Raw genomic sequence first — 15,822 nt, forward strand, 5'->3', positions numbered from 1 at the left:
TTCTAGAACTCCGGCAAGGCGATAGGTGAATGGCTTGATCTGACCTAAATAGTCCTTCCGGTCAGTTGGCCCAAGCGGATTCTACTTCGCTTCCGCAAGCGCCCGCATTTCTGCGGCCATGGCAGTGCTGAAATGGTCGCTTTCGGTAACCCGGTGCTCACCCCGCGCATAGGCGAGCGCGTTTTCATAGTAGAAACGCGCATTCATCCCGTTAGCGATGCGATTGTCGCGTGTCTTTATGAATTTGGCAGGGGAGCCGGCAACAATTGAATTTTCCGGAATTACCGTGCCCTCGGTGACAATGGAATGACCGGCGACGATCGAGTTGCGGCCGATTTTCACACCGTCCATCACCGTCGCATTGATGCCGACAAGGCAGTTGTCGCCGATCTCCGCTCCATGAATCGTCACGTGGTGTGTGATGGAGCAATTGTCGCCGATGATCGTTGGCGTCTCATTGCCGACATGGATCATCACGAAATCCTGAACATTGGTGCGTTTGCCGATCCGGACTTCATGCATTTCGCTGCGGATGACCACATAAGGCCAAAGGGACGCCCCTTCGCCTATGATGACCTTGCCGTAAACCAACGCCGTCTCGTGAATGAACGCAGGATTGTCGAGGACAACGCCGGGGCCAAATTCACGCATTCTGTTTGCTCTCAATAAGCGCGCGAACGGGGCCGGCCGCAACGATGAGCCCGAAAGCAACGAGGGAAGATATTGCCATGATGAGGAAAGCGACTTCGTATCCGCCAAGCCAGGTATAAAGAAAACCAATGGCGGCAGGCCCGGTCGCAACGCCGGCGGTCATGAAAAGCTGAGTGAGCGAATAAACGCGCCCATAGGCCTTCAGCCCGAACGCTTCCGCTACCATCAGCGGCTGCATCATCAGAAGATTTCCGACCGTAAGACCAAAGATGATTGTGGTCGCAATCAACATCGGCGTGCTCTCGGCGAAAGCGTAGCACGCAAGCGCCGCACCCTGGACGACGGTCAGACCCAGTACAAAGCCACGTGACGGCATGTAGGCGAGTGCCTGGCCGCCGACGAGGCGTCCGATAATGCTTGCCGCCGCCATGCTAGCAACGGCGAGGCGAGCAGTACCGCTATCGCCCGACCGGGCAAAAATGAGACTGTATTGATGCGCGATCGTGCCCACCTGCGCCATCATCGCGAAGATGTAGGCCGCGGTCGTGAAAATGAAGAAACGGCTGCGTATCGCGCGCTCGAAGTCGATGCCGTCGGCAGGCAGCGGGACGCCGCTTTCATCGCGCGCAATCGGATCTCCGTCCGGCCCAAGGCCCATGCTTTGCGGTGAGGGACGGATGAGTACCCAGGCGACAGGAACAATGCCGACAATGAGGACGAGCGCGAGCCAGGGCGCAGCGCCGCCCAGACCGAGATGTTCAATCGCCCATGCGGAGAGGGGCGTCAGCAAAATTCCGCCGAGCGAGAGACCGGTCGACGCATAGGAGAGCGCGACCGAACGGCGGCGCGCGAACCAGCGCGCGACGAGCGTGGTGCCGGGGATCAGTGCCGCACCTGCATAGCCGACGCCAAAGAGAATATAGAAAAGATAGAGCTGCCAAAGCTCGGTGACATAGCCCGCGCCGAGCGTTGCGAACGCCGAGAAGAATGCGCCCGCAGTGATGACCCAGCGCGGATCGTAGCGCTCTATCAATGCGGCAACACCCAATCCGCTAATGCCCGATGCAATGAAGAAACAGGCCGTCGCGCCCGATGTCGCCGCTACCGAAAACCCGCCCTGAACGACAAACGCCTTCAGGTAAACCGACAGATTATAAAAACCGAGTCCTGCGGTTACGGTCATGATGACCAGCACTGCACCCACGACGTACCAGCCGTAGAAAAAACGCGGAGCGGGCTCTTCTTGGTCGCTTCTGGTGGCGCTTTCTGCGCTCATCTTCGTCTCCCGTGCCTGGACAGCAGGCCCTGCCTAGATAAACACCCAAGGCCGACGCGCCAAGACAGAAATGGGCGGGGCGGTGGCGCGGTCTCTCGCATTCGGATAATCATGGGGCCATACCGGCATTTCAGAGACCGGGGATAAAGGGAGCGCAAGCCATGAAATTGTACAATTCGATCGGGCCAAATCCGCGTGTCGTGAAAATGTTCATGCACGAGAAGGGCATCGAACTTCCCCTTGCGGAAGTCGACCTGATGAAGGGCGAAAATCGTCAGGAGCCCTATCTTGCAAAAAACCCGGCCGGCCAGCTGCCGGCACTCGAGCTCGACAATGGAATGATCCTCGCCGAGATCACCGCCATTTGCGAATATCTGGACGAGAAATTTCCGGGCGGGTCGCTGATCGGCACGACGCCGGAAGAGCGTGCGGAAACCCGCATGTGGACGCGCCGCGTCGATCTCAATGTTTGCGAACCGATGGCCAATGGCTTTCGCTTTTCGGAAGGCCTGCCGCTCTTCAAAGACCGGATGCGCTGTCTGCCCGAGGCTGCGGCCGGCATGAAAGCCATCGCGCAGGACAAGCTTGCATGGCTCGACAAGCTGATGGCGGGCAAGGATTACCTTGCGGGAAAGCGCATGACGCTGGCGGATATTCTGCTATTTGGCTTTCTCGACTTTGGCGCTGCGGTCGGTCAGCCGATCAACCCCGACTTCAAGAACATAACCGCCTGGTTCGATCGCATGAAGGGCAGGGCGTCTGCGGCGGCAAGCGCCTGATTTGACTGTACCGGTCCCCGCTTTTCTTGCGGGGACCGGTATTTCTCCCATCGGCCCTTTGCAGCCGCGATGAAATCTGCCAAGCTAGTAAAAAATCATTACTAGTTTTGGGAGCTAGTTTGGGAGGACGTGGCGTGAAATATCTCGTGCAGGTTTGTATGGCGTTCGGCCTTGGACTGATGCTTGTGGCGTTTAGCGTGCCGCAAGAAGCTCAGGCACAAGGTGTTCCGGAATGCATCGATACCAATAAAGCCGGGCAGAGCAATCCGCAGGCGACGGCGGCCTGGTGGGGGCGCCGTTCGGCGGAAGAAAAGAAATACATTAGCGAACTCCCTTGCGAGGAACGCTACATTCCAATGGTTTGTGTCTTCCTCTATGAGCCGGACCTTCGTGGCTGTACCAACAAGGGGGTTGCCGAGTATCGCGCCGATAAGGCCTGCACAGAGAAGGGCCACGCGCTTCTCAGCGAGGCACATGCGGCATGCAAGGAAGACTTTAAAAAGACATTCTCGCCGCCGTTCCCCAGCGCGTCCTGATGTGCGCGAAGGGTTCGTCCGGCGCTTATTGAGACAAGCAAAGGAGAACCCGGGTGAGCTCAACGGGACGCAACACAGTACCTCTGGACGACGACTGGGAATCGCCTGCCGCCGTCACTCTCGGCAAGAAGGTGTTGGAAAAGGATGCAGCTCGCGGCTACATCCGCGCCTCTTTTGAAGCAGGCGACGGGTTTCTCAACCGCGGCGGGCGCATCTTCGGCGGCTTCCTTTCCGCGATGCTGGACGGGCTGTGTGGCCATGCTGTTCGGCTCACGCATGAGAAGCCGGGAACGCCGCAGGTGACACTCGAGTTGAAAACGAGCTTTGTCGGCCGCGCCGACAAGGGAAAGCTGGTCGGAGAAGGCTGGGTACGCCATCGAGGCAAGTCGATCGCCTTCGCGGAAGCCGAGCTTCGAAACGAGGCCGGCGAACTCGTCGCGAAGGGCAGCGCCACGTTCAAGATCGGCATATGACGCAGAGAGCTGCTGTTTCCGGTTGAGTAACGGCGCGCCACCCGCTAACCAGTGAGACTGGATGGGTGGCCGAGTGGTTTAAGGCACCGGTCTTGAAAACCGGCGTGGGTTCACGCCCACCGTGGGTTCGAATCCCACCCCATCCGCCACCTCTTTCCATTTGCTGCGCGGCTGCGCAGGAACGATGCCGGTGTTGCCCCGTTTTCCCAAAGGCAGGAAATCTAAGACGGGCAGCTGATGGCAAAAGGTGGAAAGATTCGCATCGGCATATCCGGATGGACTTATGCGCCATGGCGCGGGGCCTTCTATCCGGAAGGTCTCGCGCACAAGCGAGAGCTGAATTATGCAGCCGAGCGTTTCAGTTCGATCGAGATCAACGGCACTTTCTACAGGCTGCAGCGGCCCGAGAGCTTCACCCGCTGGGCTGAGAATACGCCCGATGATTTCGTTTTCGCCGTGAAGGCACCTCGATACATTACGCATATGCGCCGGCTGAAGAATATCGAGAAGCCTGTGGCCAATTTTCTCGCGTCGGGAGTTCTGAAACTTGGACCCAAGCTCGGTCCCATTCTTTGGCAATTTCCAGCCAGAATGAAATTCGACCCCGGCACCTTCGAAGCCTTTCTCGCCCTTCTGCCGCGTAACACAGAGGATGCGGCCGCTCTGGCGCGGCACCACGACCGGCGGTTAAAGGGACGCAACTGGACAAAAACCGATGCCAAAAGACCGTTGCGGCACGCAGTGGAAGTGAGGAGCGATAGCTTTTGCACGCCGGAGTTCATCAAGCTGTTGCGTCGCTACAAAGTGGCGTTGGTTTGTGCGGATACCGTCGAGTGGCCTCGCCTGATGGATATCACGTCCGATTTTGTTTATTGCCGATTGCACGGATCGGAAGAGCTGTATGCAAGCGGCTATGGCGACAAGGACCTACGGAACTGGGCACGCAGGGTAAAGGCATGGGCCCGCGGCAGCGAGCCGGCCGATGCTACGCGCGTTGTCAAAGCCAGCAAGCCGCGGAAGACCGGGCGAGATGTCTTTGTCTATTTCGACAATGACATGAAAGTCAGGGCTCCAGTCGACGCAGCATCTCTGGCAAATAGAGTCGGCATCGCCCCAAAATCACGCCGCTCATTCAAAACCTGAGTTTTCCATATTTTTCTGATGACTCAGAACGGCTCTCCGGGCTGCTCCGTATGGTTAACGTGAAATCTCTTTTGCAAGTGCGGGCGGGGCTTGCCAAAATGGCACAAAAGCGGTCAAAAGGCTGCGGGGAAGTTGTTTCGGGGGGAGTGTCGTTGTGCCGGTTGATTTAACGTCGCCGTGGATTCCGCTGGGCATCATTATGTTGCTCGGCATTTTTATGGTTCGCCAATTTATCCAGGAGCGGCGGGACGCGCGCGTGCTGGCTGTCGCCGAAGCCAGCGCACCGGCCACCGCGCCCGTCGAGGCCGAGCCTGCGCCCGTGATTGTGGCGCCAACGCCGGCGGCGGTCGAAAGCAAGCCGGCGGAAAAAAAGAAAAGAAAGCTCCGTTGGCGGACGGCATGGATATGGCTGCCGTTCCTGATCGGCTTCTTCGGACAGGCCTATCTGAGCTTCATCAAGCCAATGGTCGACAACGCAGGCTAGATCTGCCGTCTGCGTCTTAAACGAGGTCGAGCTCGGGCATAGCGCCGTCCGCGGCCATGGCCAGAATATCGTCCACGATCCGGCGCGGCTCGGTAACGCCGCCGTGCCGGAACAACATTTCGGCTTTCGCGATCATGTCGTCCCGGCTCAGAGGTGCCTCCGGGTCGCCTTTCGCGTGAGCCCTCTCAGCTACATACTCTGTGCCGTCGTCGAGTTGCAGGCGAACGCGGCCTCCCCACGCCCGGGGATAAGCCGATGCCCATGGCTCTGCCGCACTCACTTCGACGCGCGATGCCAAGGCTGCACACCGCTCCCGCGCCGAGGCGCCAAAGGCATCGAAGTCCACCGGTGAGCAGAGCAGCGATGCCGCTACCGCATGCTGCAGAGAGAATTTCGCTTCATAATCGCTGGAAGCCACCGGCCGGTCGCAGACGTCGATCGCCGCCCTATAGGTGGCCACTTCGATTTTCCTGATCCGGCCCGGTTCAACTCCATTTGCCTGCAGCCGCGCGCGTAGCTCTTCGCCTGCGTCTATCGTCGGATGGGTGTGGCGGCAGGAAGGCCAAGGCTTGATCGATGTCTGCACCAGTTGCCAAGGTGAGCCGGGATCGCGAATGACAGCATCCGCATCGGCATCGGGGCAGGCGGCGCGGAAAAAGCCTTTTTCACCTTCGAGTATTTTCGGCGGGCCGGTAAAGCCGAACGCCGCAAGCTCGGCAGCCTTTATGCCCGCCTGCGCGGCGTGCCCGGCGTGAAGATGTTTCGTCATGGCGCCGGTCTCCAGAAACTGCCAGAGGCCGGAGGATTGGCTGCCTGCATTTCCGAGCGCGTCAACCGCAGCCTCGTTGTTGAGTTTCAAGAGCTCACTTGCCGCCATTGCCGCGCCAAAGGGTCCGCAAGTGGCGGTGTTATGCCAGATGCGGTAATGCGCGGGGCCAACAGCCATGCCGATGCGCGTTGCCGCTTCGAAGCCATGCAGGATCGCAATCAGCAATGCGCGGCCGCCGGCATTCCGCCGGGCCGCAAGCGCCCAGGCTGCGGGAACGACGACGCAGCCGGGATGAACTACCGACATGCGATGCAGATCATCCGTTTCGAGAATGTGGCAGAGCGCACCCATCAAAAAAGCCAGCCGTTCGGGCTCGGGCGCGGCATTCGATGAAGCCGATGATTGCCACCATTTGAGCAGGATCCGCCCTGGATCGGAATTCCGGCCGGCGAGGCTGTTTGCCACTGCATCAAGGGTAAACAAGGCGGCGGCTTCGAGATCGGCTGCCGTTACCGGTTTTTCACGGATCAGCTTGACCAGCTGCCCGGTCAGGGAAACCGGTGCGGCAGCGGAGGGAGAGACATGGTTCACTAGGGAGCTCTTTCGAAGATCGACGCAATATTCCGCGCATGATGTAACTATCGGCCTTAGCCGGCAAATCCGGCTTGCCTCTTCGGCTCCTTGCCGCCGAAAGCGGCCCTGATTATAAGGATTTCGTGGTGTTCGCGGGGTGATTCGCTGCCGGTGTGCGGCCGCAAAGTCTCCGAACAGAGGTTTCCGATGTCTGTATCAATACCAAGAATGGATCGTCGCTGCCAGGCAGCGCCGCGCGCCTTGATCTACGCAGTGCTTTTTCCGCTGGCATTGTCGCTGGCGGCTTGCGGGACCAGCACCTCGTCGCAATCTCCCGCGCCGCTCAAGACCGGTGGAGGCATCTACAAGGTTGGAAACCCCTATCAGATCGCCGGCATCTGGTATTACCCGCATGAAGACGACAAATACGACGCGACCGGCATTGCCTCGTGGTACGGCCCGCAATTCCATGGGAAGCAAACCGCGAATGGAGAAATATTCGACCAGAACGCAATGACGGCCGCACATCCGACGCTGCCAATGCCTGTTCTGGCGCGCGTTACGAACCTGGAAAATGGCAAGTCGATTATCGTTCGGATCAATGATCGCGGCCCCTTCGCCGCCGGTCGCGAAATCGACTTGTCGAAGCACGCCGCGGAGCAACTTGGCTTCATGACGAAGGGAACGGCCAAGGTTCGCGTCCAGTATGTCGGGCGGGCCCCTCTGGAGGGCGGCCTCGGCGATGGCAGGGGCGTAGCCGAGAGTTTTATCGCCCCGCGCGTCGACACACCGCCTGAGGAAAGACGCGTAGAGGGAACAGCGCCTGTGACAAAAGTCGCGACCGTTGCCACAGCCGGCCTGCCGCCGCCTGCGGGCACCGTGAGCGCGCCGCTTGCAAGCGCTCCCGCGCCGACGCCTCCCGCCTCGAATATGGATCCTATTCCGGATAATCCCGCAGCAAGACCTGAGACGGTGCAGCGTGTGCCGGTGACGGGAACCGGTAATCTCTATGTCCAGGCCGGTTCATTCCAGAATCTCCAGAATGCTGAATCCGTAAGGCAGCAACTGGCCGGTCTCGGACGCGTGGAGATACAGACCACGATGGTCGACGGCACGTCGTTTTACCGCGTTCGCGTCGGACCGCTTTCGGATATCCCCGCCGCCGACAGTTCGCTGCAGAATGTGATTGCCCAAGGACATAAAGGCGCCCGAATTGTCGTCGATTGAGGCGGCGTTCACAAAATGCCGGAAAAAGAGTGAGACGATGAACCGATTTATTTCCGCTACCGCATTCGCCCTTTCGCTCGCTCTGACGGCAGTCGCCCTGCCGCGCGGGGCTTTCGCCTTTGAAACGGCGGCCGAATACGCGGTTCTGATGGACTATGAATCGGGCAGCATTCTCTGGGGAAAAAATGCCGATGAGCAAATGCATCCGGCGAGCATGAGCAAGCTGATGACGCTCGACATGCTGTTCGGTGCAATCCGCGATGGCAGTGTTTCGCTCGATGATGAATTCAAGGTGAGCGAGAATGCTTGGCGCAAGGGCGGGGCGGCTTCCGGTTCTTCGACCATGTTTGCCGATCTCAATACCGTTGTTCCTGTGCATGCTATTTTGCGCGGCATCATCGTCCAATCCGGCAACGATGCTTGCATCGCAACTGCCGAAGCGCTCAGCGGTTCGGAATCTGCCTTTGCAGAGGCCTTGACGGAACGCGGCAAGGCAATCGGTCTGACGAACTCCAACTTTACCAACTCAACCGGTTGGCCCGACGAAGACCATTTGATGACGGCGCATGATCTGGCTGTGCTTGCCCGGCACATCATCATGGAATTTCCCGAGTTCTACCCGATCTTCAAGGAAACCGACTTCACCTGGAACGGCATCAAGCAGGGCAACCGCAATCCGGCGCTCTATCTGGACCCGTCCGTGGACGGATTGAAAACAGGACATACAGAAGCCTCCGGGTATGGTCTTGTCGCTTCCGCCAAACGTGGCGACCAGCGCCTCATCCTCGTATTGAACGGTCTGCCGAGCGAAAGGGCGCGAGCCGATGAGAGCGTGCGGCTGCTCGATTGGGGCTTCCGTTCGTTCAAGCATTACAAGCTCTTCACCGCCGGAACGCCGGTTGAGAACGCGCCTGTATGGCAGGGCACCTATGGAGAAGTGCCACTTGTGAGCCAGACGGATATCGACGTGATCCTTTCGACCGAGCAGCGCAGGAACATGAAGGTGTCCGTACTGTATGACACGCCCGTCGCTGCACCCGTCGCGGCGGGACAGCGGATCGGCACCATTCGGATCGAAGCACCCGACATGCCGGTGCGCGAATTTCCTCTCGTTGCGGGCGGAGCCGTTGAACGGCAAGGGATTTTTGGCCGTGCGATGGGTGCGTTGAAGCATATGATCCTTGGCGGCTGACGGTGCCGCGCGCGCGATTTATCACGCTGGAGGGCGGCGAGGGGGCGGGGAAATCCACACAGGTCCGGCGGCTGGCGGCGCGGCTGGAGGCGGCCGGTCAGCGGGTGACGATCACCCGTGAGCCTGGTGGGGCGCCGGGAGCCGAGGCAATCCGCCATTTATTGGTCACGGGCGACGTGGCGCGGTGGACGCCGAAGGCCGAGATGCTGCTGCATTTTGCGGCGCGCGAGGACCATCTTTCCCGCACGATCAGGCCCGCGCTGGAGCGGGGGGACTGGGTGATTTGCGACAGGTTTGTCGATTCAACCATGGCCTATCAGGGTTTCGCGCAGGGGCTCGGGCCTGAATTAGTCAATGAATTGAAGGAGATAGTGATCGGCGACGATATGCCGGGGCTGACGCTTATCCTCGATTTGCCGGTCGAGACGGGGCTTGCGCGGGCGGGAAGCCGGGGGCAGGGAGCCGAGGACCGCTATGAGCGAATGGACTTGCGCTTCCATGAAACGCTTCGCCAAGCCTTTGAAACCATTGCCAAAAATGAACCAGAACGGTGCGTCATGGTGGATGCGAGCCAGACCGAAGACGAGGTCGCGGAAGCCATATGGGCAGAAGTAAAACCTCGACTGTCATGAGACTGCAAACAAACCGTCACAAATTGCCGCGTTAAACAACTTGGCCGGACCCGGCTTGGTCGCTATAGAGAGCGGGACATACTTAACAGCGGAAGAGAAACCGGCGACCGCGCCGGCCACAACAAGGATCGCCGATGAAACGACGACACCTCACGACCCGATTTTTGCCGTCCTTGCTTCAGGCGACCCTTCCCATCCTTCTCGCAGCTCTCTTCTTCCTTCCAGCTTCTCCTGCAGCGGCCCGCAATAACGAAACGGGCATCACGGAGATGGCGTCGGTGCCGCTGATGAAGCCGATCGTGGAACCGGAAGAGCGGACGGTGCGCGGCCTTCATTTCATCGACCCGGTGGACGTGACCAAGGCGAGGATGACCTCCGGCTTCGGCTGGCGGATGCACCCCGTCCTCAAGACCAAGAAGATGCACAAGGGCGTCGATTATGCCGCCCCGAAGGGTACGCCGGTCTATGCGACCGAAGACGGCGTTGTCGGCATGGCGGGATGGCGCGGCAATTACGGCAAGCTCGTCACGGTGAAGCATGCCGAACATGTCGAAACCTACTACGCGCATCTCTCCGGCTATGCGCCCGGCATCAAAACCGGAGCGAAGGTCAAAAAGGGCGACGTGATTGGCTATATCGGCATGACGGGTCTCGCGACCGGCAATCATCTCTATTACGAGGTGGCGATCAACGGCGAGCGCGTCGATCCGCTGGCGGACGATCTCAACGAGCAGGTCAACATATTGGCCGCGCGGGCACCCCGTCCCAGCAGCAAGGTTGCCGGAACGCGCGGGCTGACCGAAGCTCAATAAGGTCGGCTTCCTGAACAAACTCGGCCGGCGATTTCATTTGCCGAACGAAAGAGGGGTTCGTTCGGCCATTCCGGTCCCGGACCGCCGGGCATGACGGGCGGCGCCCGCGCGTGCTACCAAAAGACATGAGCGACACCGAGATTCCCGAAAGCGACCGGCTTGGCGACTTCCCGCATCCGCGCGAGGCGGCGGCGCTTGTCGGGCAGGAGGCGGCGGAGCGCGCCCTTTTTGAAGCCTTCATGAGCGGCAGGATGCACCATGCCTGGCTGCTTACAGGGCCTAAGGGTATCGGCAAGGCGACGCTCGCCTATCGGATGGCGCGATTTGCGCTGCATTACGGAACGGCGGAGGCCGCAAGGGCGGCAGGAGCACGGGATCTGAACATCAGCCCGGATGAGGGGGTGTTCCATCAGGTAGCTGCGGGGAGCCACCCGAACCTGCTTACCGTACGCCGCCCGTGGGACGACAAGACGAAGAAGCTGAAGACCGTTATTCCCGTGGATGAGGTGCGCCGGATCGGACATTTCTTCGGGCTGACGGCGACGGAGCGCGGGGCCTGGCGCGTCGTCATCATCGACAGCGCCGACGAGATGAACGCCAATTCGGCCAATGCGCTTTTGAAGGCGCTGGAGGAGCCGCCGCCGAACGGGCTTTTCCTCGTGCTGAGCCATCAGCCGGGTCAGCTTCTGCCGACGATCCGCTCACGCTGCCGGACGCTGCGGATGACGCCGCTGGCGGAGGGCGACATCGTGAGCATGATGGAACCCGCCGAGCGGCAGGCGGAAGCGCGAGCGAAGGAAGCGAAGCGGAAATTCGCCATGACGCCGGCGGCGGAGCGGCAACCGATCGCCCAACTGGCCGAAGGCAGCGCGGGGAGGGCGCTTTCCATTGCGGCAGGCGGCGGGCTCGGGCTCTACAAGGAACTGGCGGGCCTGCTTGCCGGGCTGCCGCGCCTCGACATTGCGGCGGTTCACGCCTTTGCCGACAAGGCGGGCCGCAAGGGGGCGGACGATGCCTATGAGACCATGATCGAGCTGCTGACGCACTGGCTGCAGCGGCTGGTGCGGACGGGCGCGGGGCTTCATCCCGGCCCCGACATCGTGGCCGGCGAGGGCGCGGCGATGGCGCGGCTTGCCGCCGGGGGCAGCCTTGATCGCTGGGTCGAGGTATGGGAAAAGATCAATCAATCAACGGCCCGCGGCGAGGCGCTGAACACGGATCGCAAGCTCGTGATCCTGAACGTGTTTTCGATGCTCGAAGCAGCCGCGAGCGAGCGCGCCGGCGCGTGAGGGCAGATCGCCGGGCGACGACAAATCCGCTAACGTCCGTTACCGGATTCCCTCCGTAACCCCTCCCCAAACGGCTTGCAGCCGTTTGACCCTCCCGCAGGGGGAGGGTGGAGAAACAGAAGTACAGGTTCGAGAGACTAATGAGTGCCCCCAAAGCCTTCTACATCACGACGGCAATTTCCTATCCCAACGGTCCGCCTCATATCGGCCATGCCTATGAGGTCATCACCACGGATGTGATCGCGCGCTACAAGCGGCTCGACGGCTACGACGTGCGGTTTCTCACGGGCGTGGACGATCACGGCCAGAAGATGGCGCAGACGGCGAAGGCAAAGGGCACGACCCCGCAGGCGCTGGCCGACGAGATGGCTCCGAAGTTCCTTGCAATGGACGAGCGGCTCAACATTTCCAATGACGATTTCATCCGCACCACCGAGGCGCGGCATGAAAAGGCGTGCCAGCATCTCTGGGAGAAAATCGCGGCGAAGGGCGACATCTATACCGGCACCTATTCGGGCTGGTATTCGGTGCGCGACGAGGCGTTCTACGACGAGGACGAACTCACCACCGGCGAAGGCGGACAGAAGCTTGCACCGGGAACGGGCACGCCGGTCGAATGGATGGAGGAGGAAACCTATTTCTTCCGCCTGTCCGCCTATCAGGAAAAGCTGCTTGCGCTTTACGAGTCGCAGCCCGACTTCATCCAGCCGGCGTCGCGGCGCAACGAAATCCTCGCCTTCGTCAAACGCGGGCTGAACGATCTTTCCATTTCGCGCGCGCGGACCAAGCTCGATTGGGGCGTCGGGGTGCCCGGCGATCCGAACCATGTGATGTATGTCTGGATCGACGCCCTGACCAACTACATCACGGGCCTTGGCTACCCGGATATGGACGGCGATCTTTTCAAGCGGTACTGGCCGGCCGATATGCATATCATCGGCAAGGATATCGTGCGTTTTCATGCGGTCATCTGGCCGGCGATGCTGATGGCGGCGGAGGTGGCGCTGCCCAAACGCGTGTTCGGGCACGGCTTTCTCAACGTCCGCGGCGAGAAGATGTCGAAGTCGGTCGGGAACGTGATCGATCCGTTCACGATCACCGATACTTACGGCGTCGATCCGATACGCTATTTCTTCTGCCGCGAGGTGACCTATGGCGCGGATGGAAGTTACAGCCATGACACGGTGGTGAACCGGATCAATGCCGATCTCGCCAACGATATCGGCAACCTGGCGCAACGCTCGCTTTCGATGATCGCCAAGAACTGCGGCGGGGAAGTGCCTGCCTATGGCGCGTTCACGGCCGAGGACAAAGCCGTGCTCGATGCTGCGGCGGCGCTGCCGGAGAAGACGCGCGAGCAGATGGAGCGGCTCGAGATTCACTCCTATGTGGGCGAGGTATTCGCGGTGGTCAGCGAGGCCAACCGCTATTTCGCCGGCCAGGAACCCTGGGCGCTGAAGAAGACCGACCCCGAACGCATGGGCACGGTGCTCTACGTGACGGCGGAGGTGGTGCGCCGCTGTGCGCTGATGCTGCAGCCGGTGATGCCGGCGTCGATCGCAAAGCTGCTCGACCTGCTGGCGGTGCCGGAAGGCGCGCGGGCCTTTTCCGACATTGCCGCATCGCTGACACCCGGGACGGCGCTGCCGGCGCCCGCGGGCGTGTTCCCGCGCTATGTGGAGCCGGAGGCCCTGTCGTCGTGACGCTGCCCGTTCTCATCGACAGCCATTGCCATCTCGACTTTCCCGATTTCGGGGCGGAGGTCGAGGAGGTGGTGGCGCGCGCGCATGAGGCGGGCGTGGGGCTGATGGTGACGATCTCGACCAAGGTGAGCGAGTTCGACCGGGTGAGGGCGGTGGCGGAGCGGTTTCCCCATGTCTATTGCACGGTCGGCATCCATCCGCATGAGGCGGCGAGCGAGCCGGAGACGGATAAGGCGACGCTGATCGAAATGGCGAAGCATCCGAAGGTCGTCGGCATCGGTGAGACGGGGCTCGACTATTACTATGAGCACAGCCCCCGCGAGGCGCAGAAGCGGAATTTCCGCTCGCATATCGCGGCGGCGCGCGAGACGGGGCTGCCGCTGATCGTGCATACGCGCGACGCGGATGAGGACATGGCTCAGATACTGGATGAAGAAACGGGGAAGGGGGCTTTTCCGGGGCTGCTGCATTGCTTCAGCTCCAGCCCGCAACTCGCTGAAAAGGCTCTGGCACTCGGGCTCTACATCTCGCTTTCCGGCATCGTGACCTTCAAGAGCGCCGAAGAATTGCGCGCGACGGCGGCGACGGTGCCGATGGACCGGCTGCTGGTGGAGACGGATGCGCCTTACCTGGCGCCGGTGCCGAAGCGCGGCAAGCGGAACGAACCCGCCTTCGTGGTGCATACGGCGGCGAAGGTGGCGGAGATCAAGGCGGTGCCGGTGGAAGAGCTGGCGGCGGCGACGACGGCCAATTTCCTCAGGCTGTTCTCGCGCGTGCCGCCCGATGCGGTGTTGCGCGGATGAAGATGCGGGCGACGATACTCGGCTCCGGCTCCTCCGGCGGCGTGCCGCGCATCGGCGCGGGCGGCGGCTTCTGGGGCGCCTGCGACCCGAAGGAGCCGAAGAACCGGCGGCGTCGCTGCTCGCTGCTGATCGAGCAATGGGACCGCGACCCGACCGCGAAGACCGTGGTGCTGGTGGATACGGCGCCCGAGATGCGCGACCAGCTTATCGACGCGGATACGGGCTGGGTCGATGCGGTGCTCTTCACGCATGACCATGCGGACCAGTGCCACGGCATCGACGATTTGCGGATGGTGGCGCTGAACAAGCGGCGGCGCGTGGACTGCTGGATGGATGCGGCGACGCATGACACGCTGATGACGCGCTTCGGCTATTGCTTCCGGGAGAAGCCGGGCTCGGGCTATCCGGCCATTCTCAACGATCACCTGATTTCGCGGAGCGGCCAGGAGATCGTTATCGACGGGCCGGGCGGACAAGTGAGGGCGGTCGCCTTCGACCAGGATCACGGCAATATCCGTTCGCTCGGTTTCCGCTTCGGGCCACTCGCCTATTCGGCCGATGCGGTGGGCATACCGGATGAGAGTTTCGCGCTAATCGACGGAATAGATTGCTGGATCGTCGATGCGCTGCGCTATGCGCCGCACCCGACCCATGCACATGTCGAGATGGCACTCGACTGGCTGAAGCGCGCCGGCACGAAACATGGCGTACTGACGAACCTTCATGTCGATCTCGATTATGCGAAGCTGAAGGCGGAGCTGCCTGAAGGCGTCGAGCCGGGCTATGACGGGATGCGGCTCGAATTCGAGTTCTGAACAGTTCGATTTCCAAACGGGCAAACGGGACGCGATTGCGTCCCGTTGCCATTTGCCATCAGCGATTTTTACTGCTTCGAGGGTTTGTTGAGCGTGCGGCTCGAGGTTTCCCTCACAACATCGCCCGTCTCCTTGTCGATCACGACAGTTACCGGGTGACCCCATTCATTGGCGGCTTTGAAAGCCATCTCGCTTTCAAGCGCGACGCCGGGGGTCTGCTCGACATCCGAGTAACCCAGCGATTCCAGATGCGCGACCGGATCCGCGAGGTGCGGCGAACCGGGCATGGTGGTCGTCGTGGTGACGGTCGTTATCGACCCCGTCGTCGCGGGAGCGGGATAGACGGTTGTGCCGCTATTGGTGACGATCGTGGTGCTTGTCTGAGCCGTGGCCGCGAGGGGAGCGGCCAACAAGGCGGCGCCAGCCGCGCCGACAAGGAGTGCGTGCTTCAACTGAATCATCAGTCCATTCCTCCAGTTGCTGCGCCCACCCGAACCCATCGGACAAACAACGCGCGGCGGAGGCATTCGCTCCATATCGACACAGAAATATGAAAAGAAACCGTTTCTCAGTAACGGCTTTCAGCATTTCTCTCATGTGAAATAACAGGAGCGTACACTATGAAAAACGGCGCGAAACCGAAGTTCCGCGCCGCTCTTATTGTG

At 60.9% G+C, this 15,822-nt stretch carries 17 protein-coding genes and 1 tRNA gene; 14 read left to right on the plus strand and 4 right to left on the minus strand.

Features of this window, described 5'->3' with window-relative positions; all coding sequences use genetic code 11:
* Positions 1 to 81 precede the first annotated feature (81 nt).
* Positions 82 to 651, minus strand: coding sequence for a gamma carbonic anhydrase family protein (locus PLAV_RS15765; RefSeq protein WP_012112029.1), 570 nt, complete (start codon positions 649 to 651; stop codon positions 82 to 84).
* Positions 644 to 1,927, minus strand: coding sequence for an MFS transporter (locus PLAV_RS15770; RefSeq protein ID WP_012112030.1), 1,284 nt, complete (start codon positions 1,925 to 1,927; stop codon positions 644 to 646). The genes PLAV_RS15765 and PLAV_RS15770 overlap by 8 nt, the downstream gene beginning before the upstream one ends.
* 161 nt (positions 1,928 to 2,088) lie before the next feature.
* Here PLAV_RS15770 and PLAV_RS15775 point away from each other — a divergent pair, with 161 nt between their 5' ends.
* The 6 genes from PLAV_RS15775 (at position 2,089) to PLAV_RS15800 (ending at position 5,342) form a co-directional block, all read left to right on the plus strand.
* The gene (locus PLAV_RS15775) at positions 2,089 to 2,706 is read left to right on the plus strand and encodes a glutathione S-transferase family protein (protein WP_012112031.1); all 618 of its coding nucleotides are present in this window, start codon (positions 2,089 to 2,091) and stop codon (positions 2,704 to 2,706) included.
* A gap of 134 nt (positions 2,707 to 2,840) precedes the next feature.
* Entirely contained in the window at positions 2,841 to 3,242 is a 402-nt protein-coding gene (locus PLAV_RS15780; protein WP_143710239.1) for a hypothetical protein, read from the plus strand.
* A 53-nt stretch (positions 3,243 to 3,295) separates the two neighbouring features.
* Positions 3,296 to 3,715, plus strand: coding sequence for a PaaI family thioesterase (locus PLAV_RS15785; protein WP_012112033.1), 420 nt, complete (start codon positions 3,296 to 3,298; stop codon positions 3,713 to 3,715).
* Positions 3,716 to 3,774: 59 nt separating this feature from the next.
* A tRNA-Ser gene (locus tag PLAV_RS15790) sits at positions 3,775 to 3,864 on the plus strand.
* An 88-nt stretch (positions 3,865 to 3,952) separates the two neighbouring features.
* A complete protein-coding gene (locus PLAV_RS15795; protein ID WP_012112034.1) occupies positions 3,953 to 4,858 on the plus strand; it encodes a DUF72 domain-containing protein in 906 nt (301 codons plus the stop codon).
* 217 nt (positions 4,859 to 5,075) lie between these two features.
* A complete protein-coding gene (locus PLAV_RS15800) occupies positions 5,076 to 5,342 on the plus strand; it encodes a hypothetical protein (RefSeq protein WP_143710240.1) in 267 nt (88 codons plus the stop codon).
* Between the two features lie 16 nt (positions 5,343 to 5,358).
* On the opposite strand, the gene PLAV_RS15805 is transcribed toward PLAV_RS15800, so the two are convergent.
* A complete protein-coding gene (locus PLAV_RS15805; RefSeq protein ID WP_012112036.1) occupies positions 5,359 to 6,702 on the minus strand; it encodes an MmgE/PrpD family protein in 1,344 nt (447 codons plus the stop codon).
* A 189-nt stretch (positions 6,703 to 6,891) separates the two neighbouring features.
* On the opposite strand from PLAV_RS15805, the gene PLAV_RS19700 reads away from it, so the two are divergent.
* The 8 genes from PLAV_RS19700 to PLAV_RS15845 all read left to right on the plus strand — a co-directional run bounded on the left by PLAV_RS19700 (position 6,892) and on the right by PLAV_RS15845 (position 15,157).
* The gene (locus PLAV_RS19700; RefSeq protein ID WP_012112037.1) at positions 6,892 to 7,911 is read left to right on the plus strand and encodes a septal ring lytic transglycosylase RlpA family protein; all 1,020 of its coding nucleotides are present in this window, start codon (positions 6,892 to 6,894) and stop codon (positions 7,909 to 7,911) included.
* Between the two features lie 37 nt (positions 7,912 to 7,948).
* Entirely contained in the window at positions 7,949 to 9,103 is a 1,155-nt protein-coding gene (locus PLAV_RS15815) for a D-alanyl-D-alanine carboxypeptidase family protein (protein WP_012112038.1), read from the plus strand.
* Between the two features lie 2 nt (positions 9,104 to 9,105).
* Positions 9,106 to 9,735 carry a dTMP kinase gene (gene tmk, locus PLAV_RS15820; RefSeq protein ID WP_012112039.1) on the plus strand — a complete coding sequence of 210 codons (630 nt, stop codon included), beginning with the start codon at positions 9,106 to 9,108 and terminating at the stop codon, positions 9,733 to 9,735.
* Between the two features lie 134 nt (positions 9,736 to 9,869).
* Positions 9,870 to 10,547 carry a M23 family metallopeptidase gene (locus PLAV_RS15825; protein WP_012112040.1) on the plus strand — a complete coding sequence of 226 codons (678 nt, stop codon included), beginning with the start codon at positions 9,870 to 9,872 and terminating at the stop codon, positions 10,545 to 10,547.
* Positions 10,548 to 10,672: 125 nt separating this feature from the next.
* The gene (locus tag PLAV_RS15830) at positions 10,673 to 11,836 is read left to right on the plus strand and encodes a DNA polymerase III subunit delta' (RefSeq protein WP_012112041.1); all 1,164 of its coding nucleotides are present in this window, start codon (positions 10,673 to 10,675) and stop codon (positions 11,834 to 11,836) included.
* Between the two features lie 140 nt (positions 11,837 to 11,976).
* Complete coding sequence (metG, locus tag PLAV_RS15835; protein ID WP_012112042.1) at positions 11,977 to 13,539, plus strand: methionine--tRNA ligase; 1,563 nt, start codon at positions 11,977 to 11,979, stop codon at positions 13,537 to 13,539.
* Positions 13,536 to 14,342, plus strand: a complete 807-nt coding sequence (locus PLAV_RS15840; RefSeq protein ID WP_012112043.1) for a TatD family hydrolase — start codon at positions 13,536 to 13,538, stop codon at positions 14,340 to 14,342. The genes metG and PLAV_RS15840 overlap by 4 nt, the downstream gene beginning before the upstream one ends.
* A complete protein-coding gene (locus PLAV_RS15845; protein ID WP_012112044.1) occupies positions 14,339 to 15,157 on the plus strand; it encodes an MBL fold metallo-hydrolase in 819 nt (272 codons plus the stop codon). Before PLAV_RS15840 ends, PLAV_RS15845 begins: the two co-directional genes overlap by 4 nt.
* A 68-nt stretch (positions 15,158 to 15,225) precedes the next feature.
* Here PLAV_RS15845 and PLAV_RS15850 read toward each other — a convergent pair whose 3' ends face one another.
* The gene (locus tag PLAV_RS15850; protein ID WP_012112045.1) at positions 15,226 to 15,618 is read right to left on the minus strand and encodes a hypothetical protein; all 393 of its coding nucleotides are present in this window, start codon (positions 15,616 to 15,618) and stop codon (positions 15,226 to 15,228) included.
* Positions 15,619 to 15,822: the final 204 nt, after the last annotated feature.

Source organism: Parvibaculum lavamentivorans DS-1, from assembly GCF_000017565.1.
In the GTDB taxonomy this organism is placed as follows: domain Bacteria; phylum Pseudomonadota; class Alphaproteobacteria; order Parvibaculales; family Parvibaculaceae; genus Parvibaculum; species Parvibaculum lavamentivorans.

Excerpts from the sequence above, each read along its gene's own strand:
- PLAV_RS15765 (WP_012112029.1), bottom strand. The coding sequence starts at position 651 with ATGCGTGAATTTGGCCCCGGCGTTGTCCTCGACAATCCTGCGTTCATT.
- PLAV_RS19700 (WP_012112037.1), top strand. The coding sequence starts at position 6,892 with ATGTCTGTATCAATACCAAGAATGGATCGTCGCTGCCAGGCAGCGCCG.
- PLAV_RS15775 (WP_012112031.1), top strand. The coding sequence starts at position 2,089 with ATGAAATTGTACAATTCGATCGGGCCAAATCCGCGTGTCGTGAAAATG.
- metG (WP_012112042.1), top strand. The coding sequence starts at position 11,977 with ATGAGTGCCCCCAAAGCCTTCTACATCACGACGGCAATTTCCTATCCC.
- PLAV_RS15770 (WP_012112030.1), bottom strand. The coding sequence starts at position 1,927 with ATGAGCGCAGAAAGCGCCACCAGAAGCGACCAAGAAGAGCCCGCTCCG.
- PLAV_RS15800 (WP_143710240.1), top strand. The coding sequence starts at position 5,076 with ATGGTTCGCCAATTTATCCAGGAGCGGCGGGACGCGCGCGTGCTGGCT.
- PLAV_RS15830 (WP_012112041.1), top strand. The coding sequence starts at position 10,673 with ATGAGCGACACCGAGATTCCCGAAAGCGACCGGCTTGGCGACTTCCCG.
- PLAV_RS15845 (WP_012112044.1), top strand. The coding sequence starts at position 14,339 with ATGAAGATGCGGGCGACGATACTCGGCTCCGGCTCCTCCGGCGGCGTG.
- PLAV_RS15850 (WP_012112045.1), bottom strand. The coding sequence starts at position 15,618 with ATGATTCAGTTGAAGCACGCACTCCTTGTCGGCGCGGCTGGCGCCGCC.
- PLAV_RS15795 (WP_012112034.1), top strand. The coding sequence starts at position 3,953 with ATGGCAAAAGGTGGAAAGATTCGCATCGGCATATCCGGATGGACTTAT.
- PLAV_RS15815 (WP_012112038.1), top strand. The coding sequence starts at position 7,949 with ATGAACCGATTTATTTCCGCTACCGCATTCGCCCTTTCGCTCGCTCTG.
- PLAV_RS15825 (WP_012112040.1), top strand. The coding sequence starts at position 9,870 with ATGAAACGACGACACCTCACGACCCGATTTTTGCCGTCCTTGCTTCAG.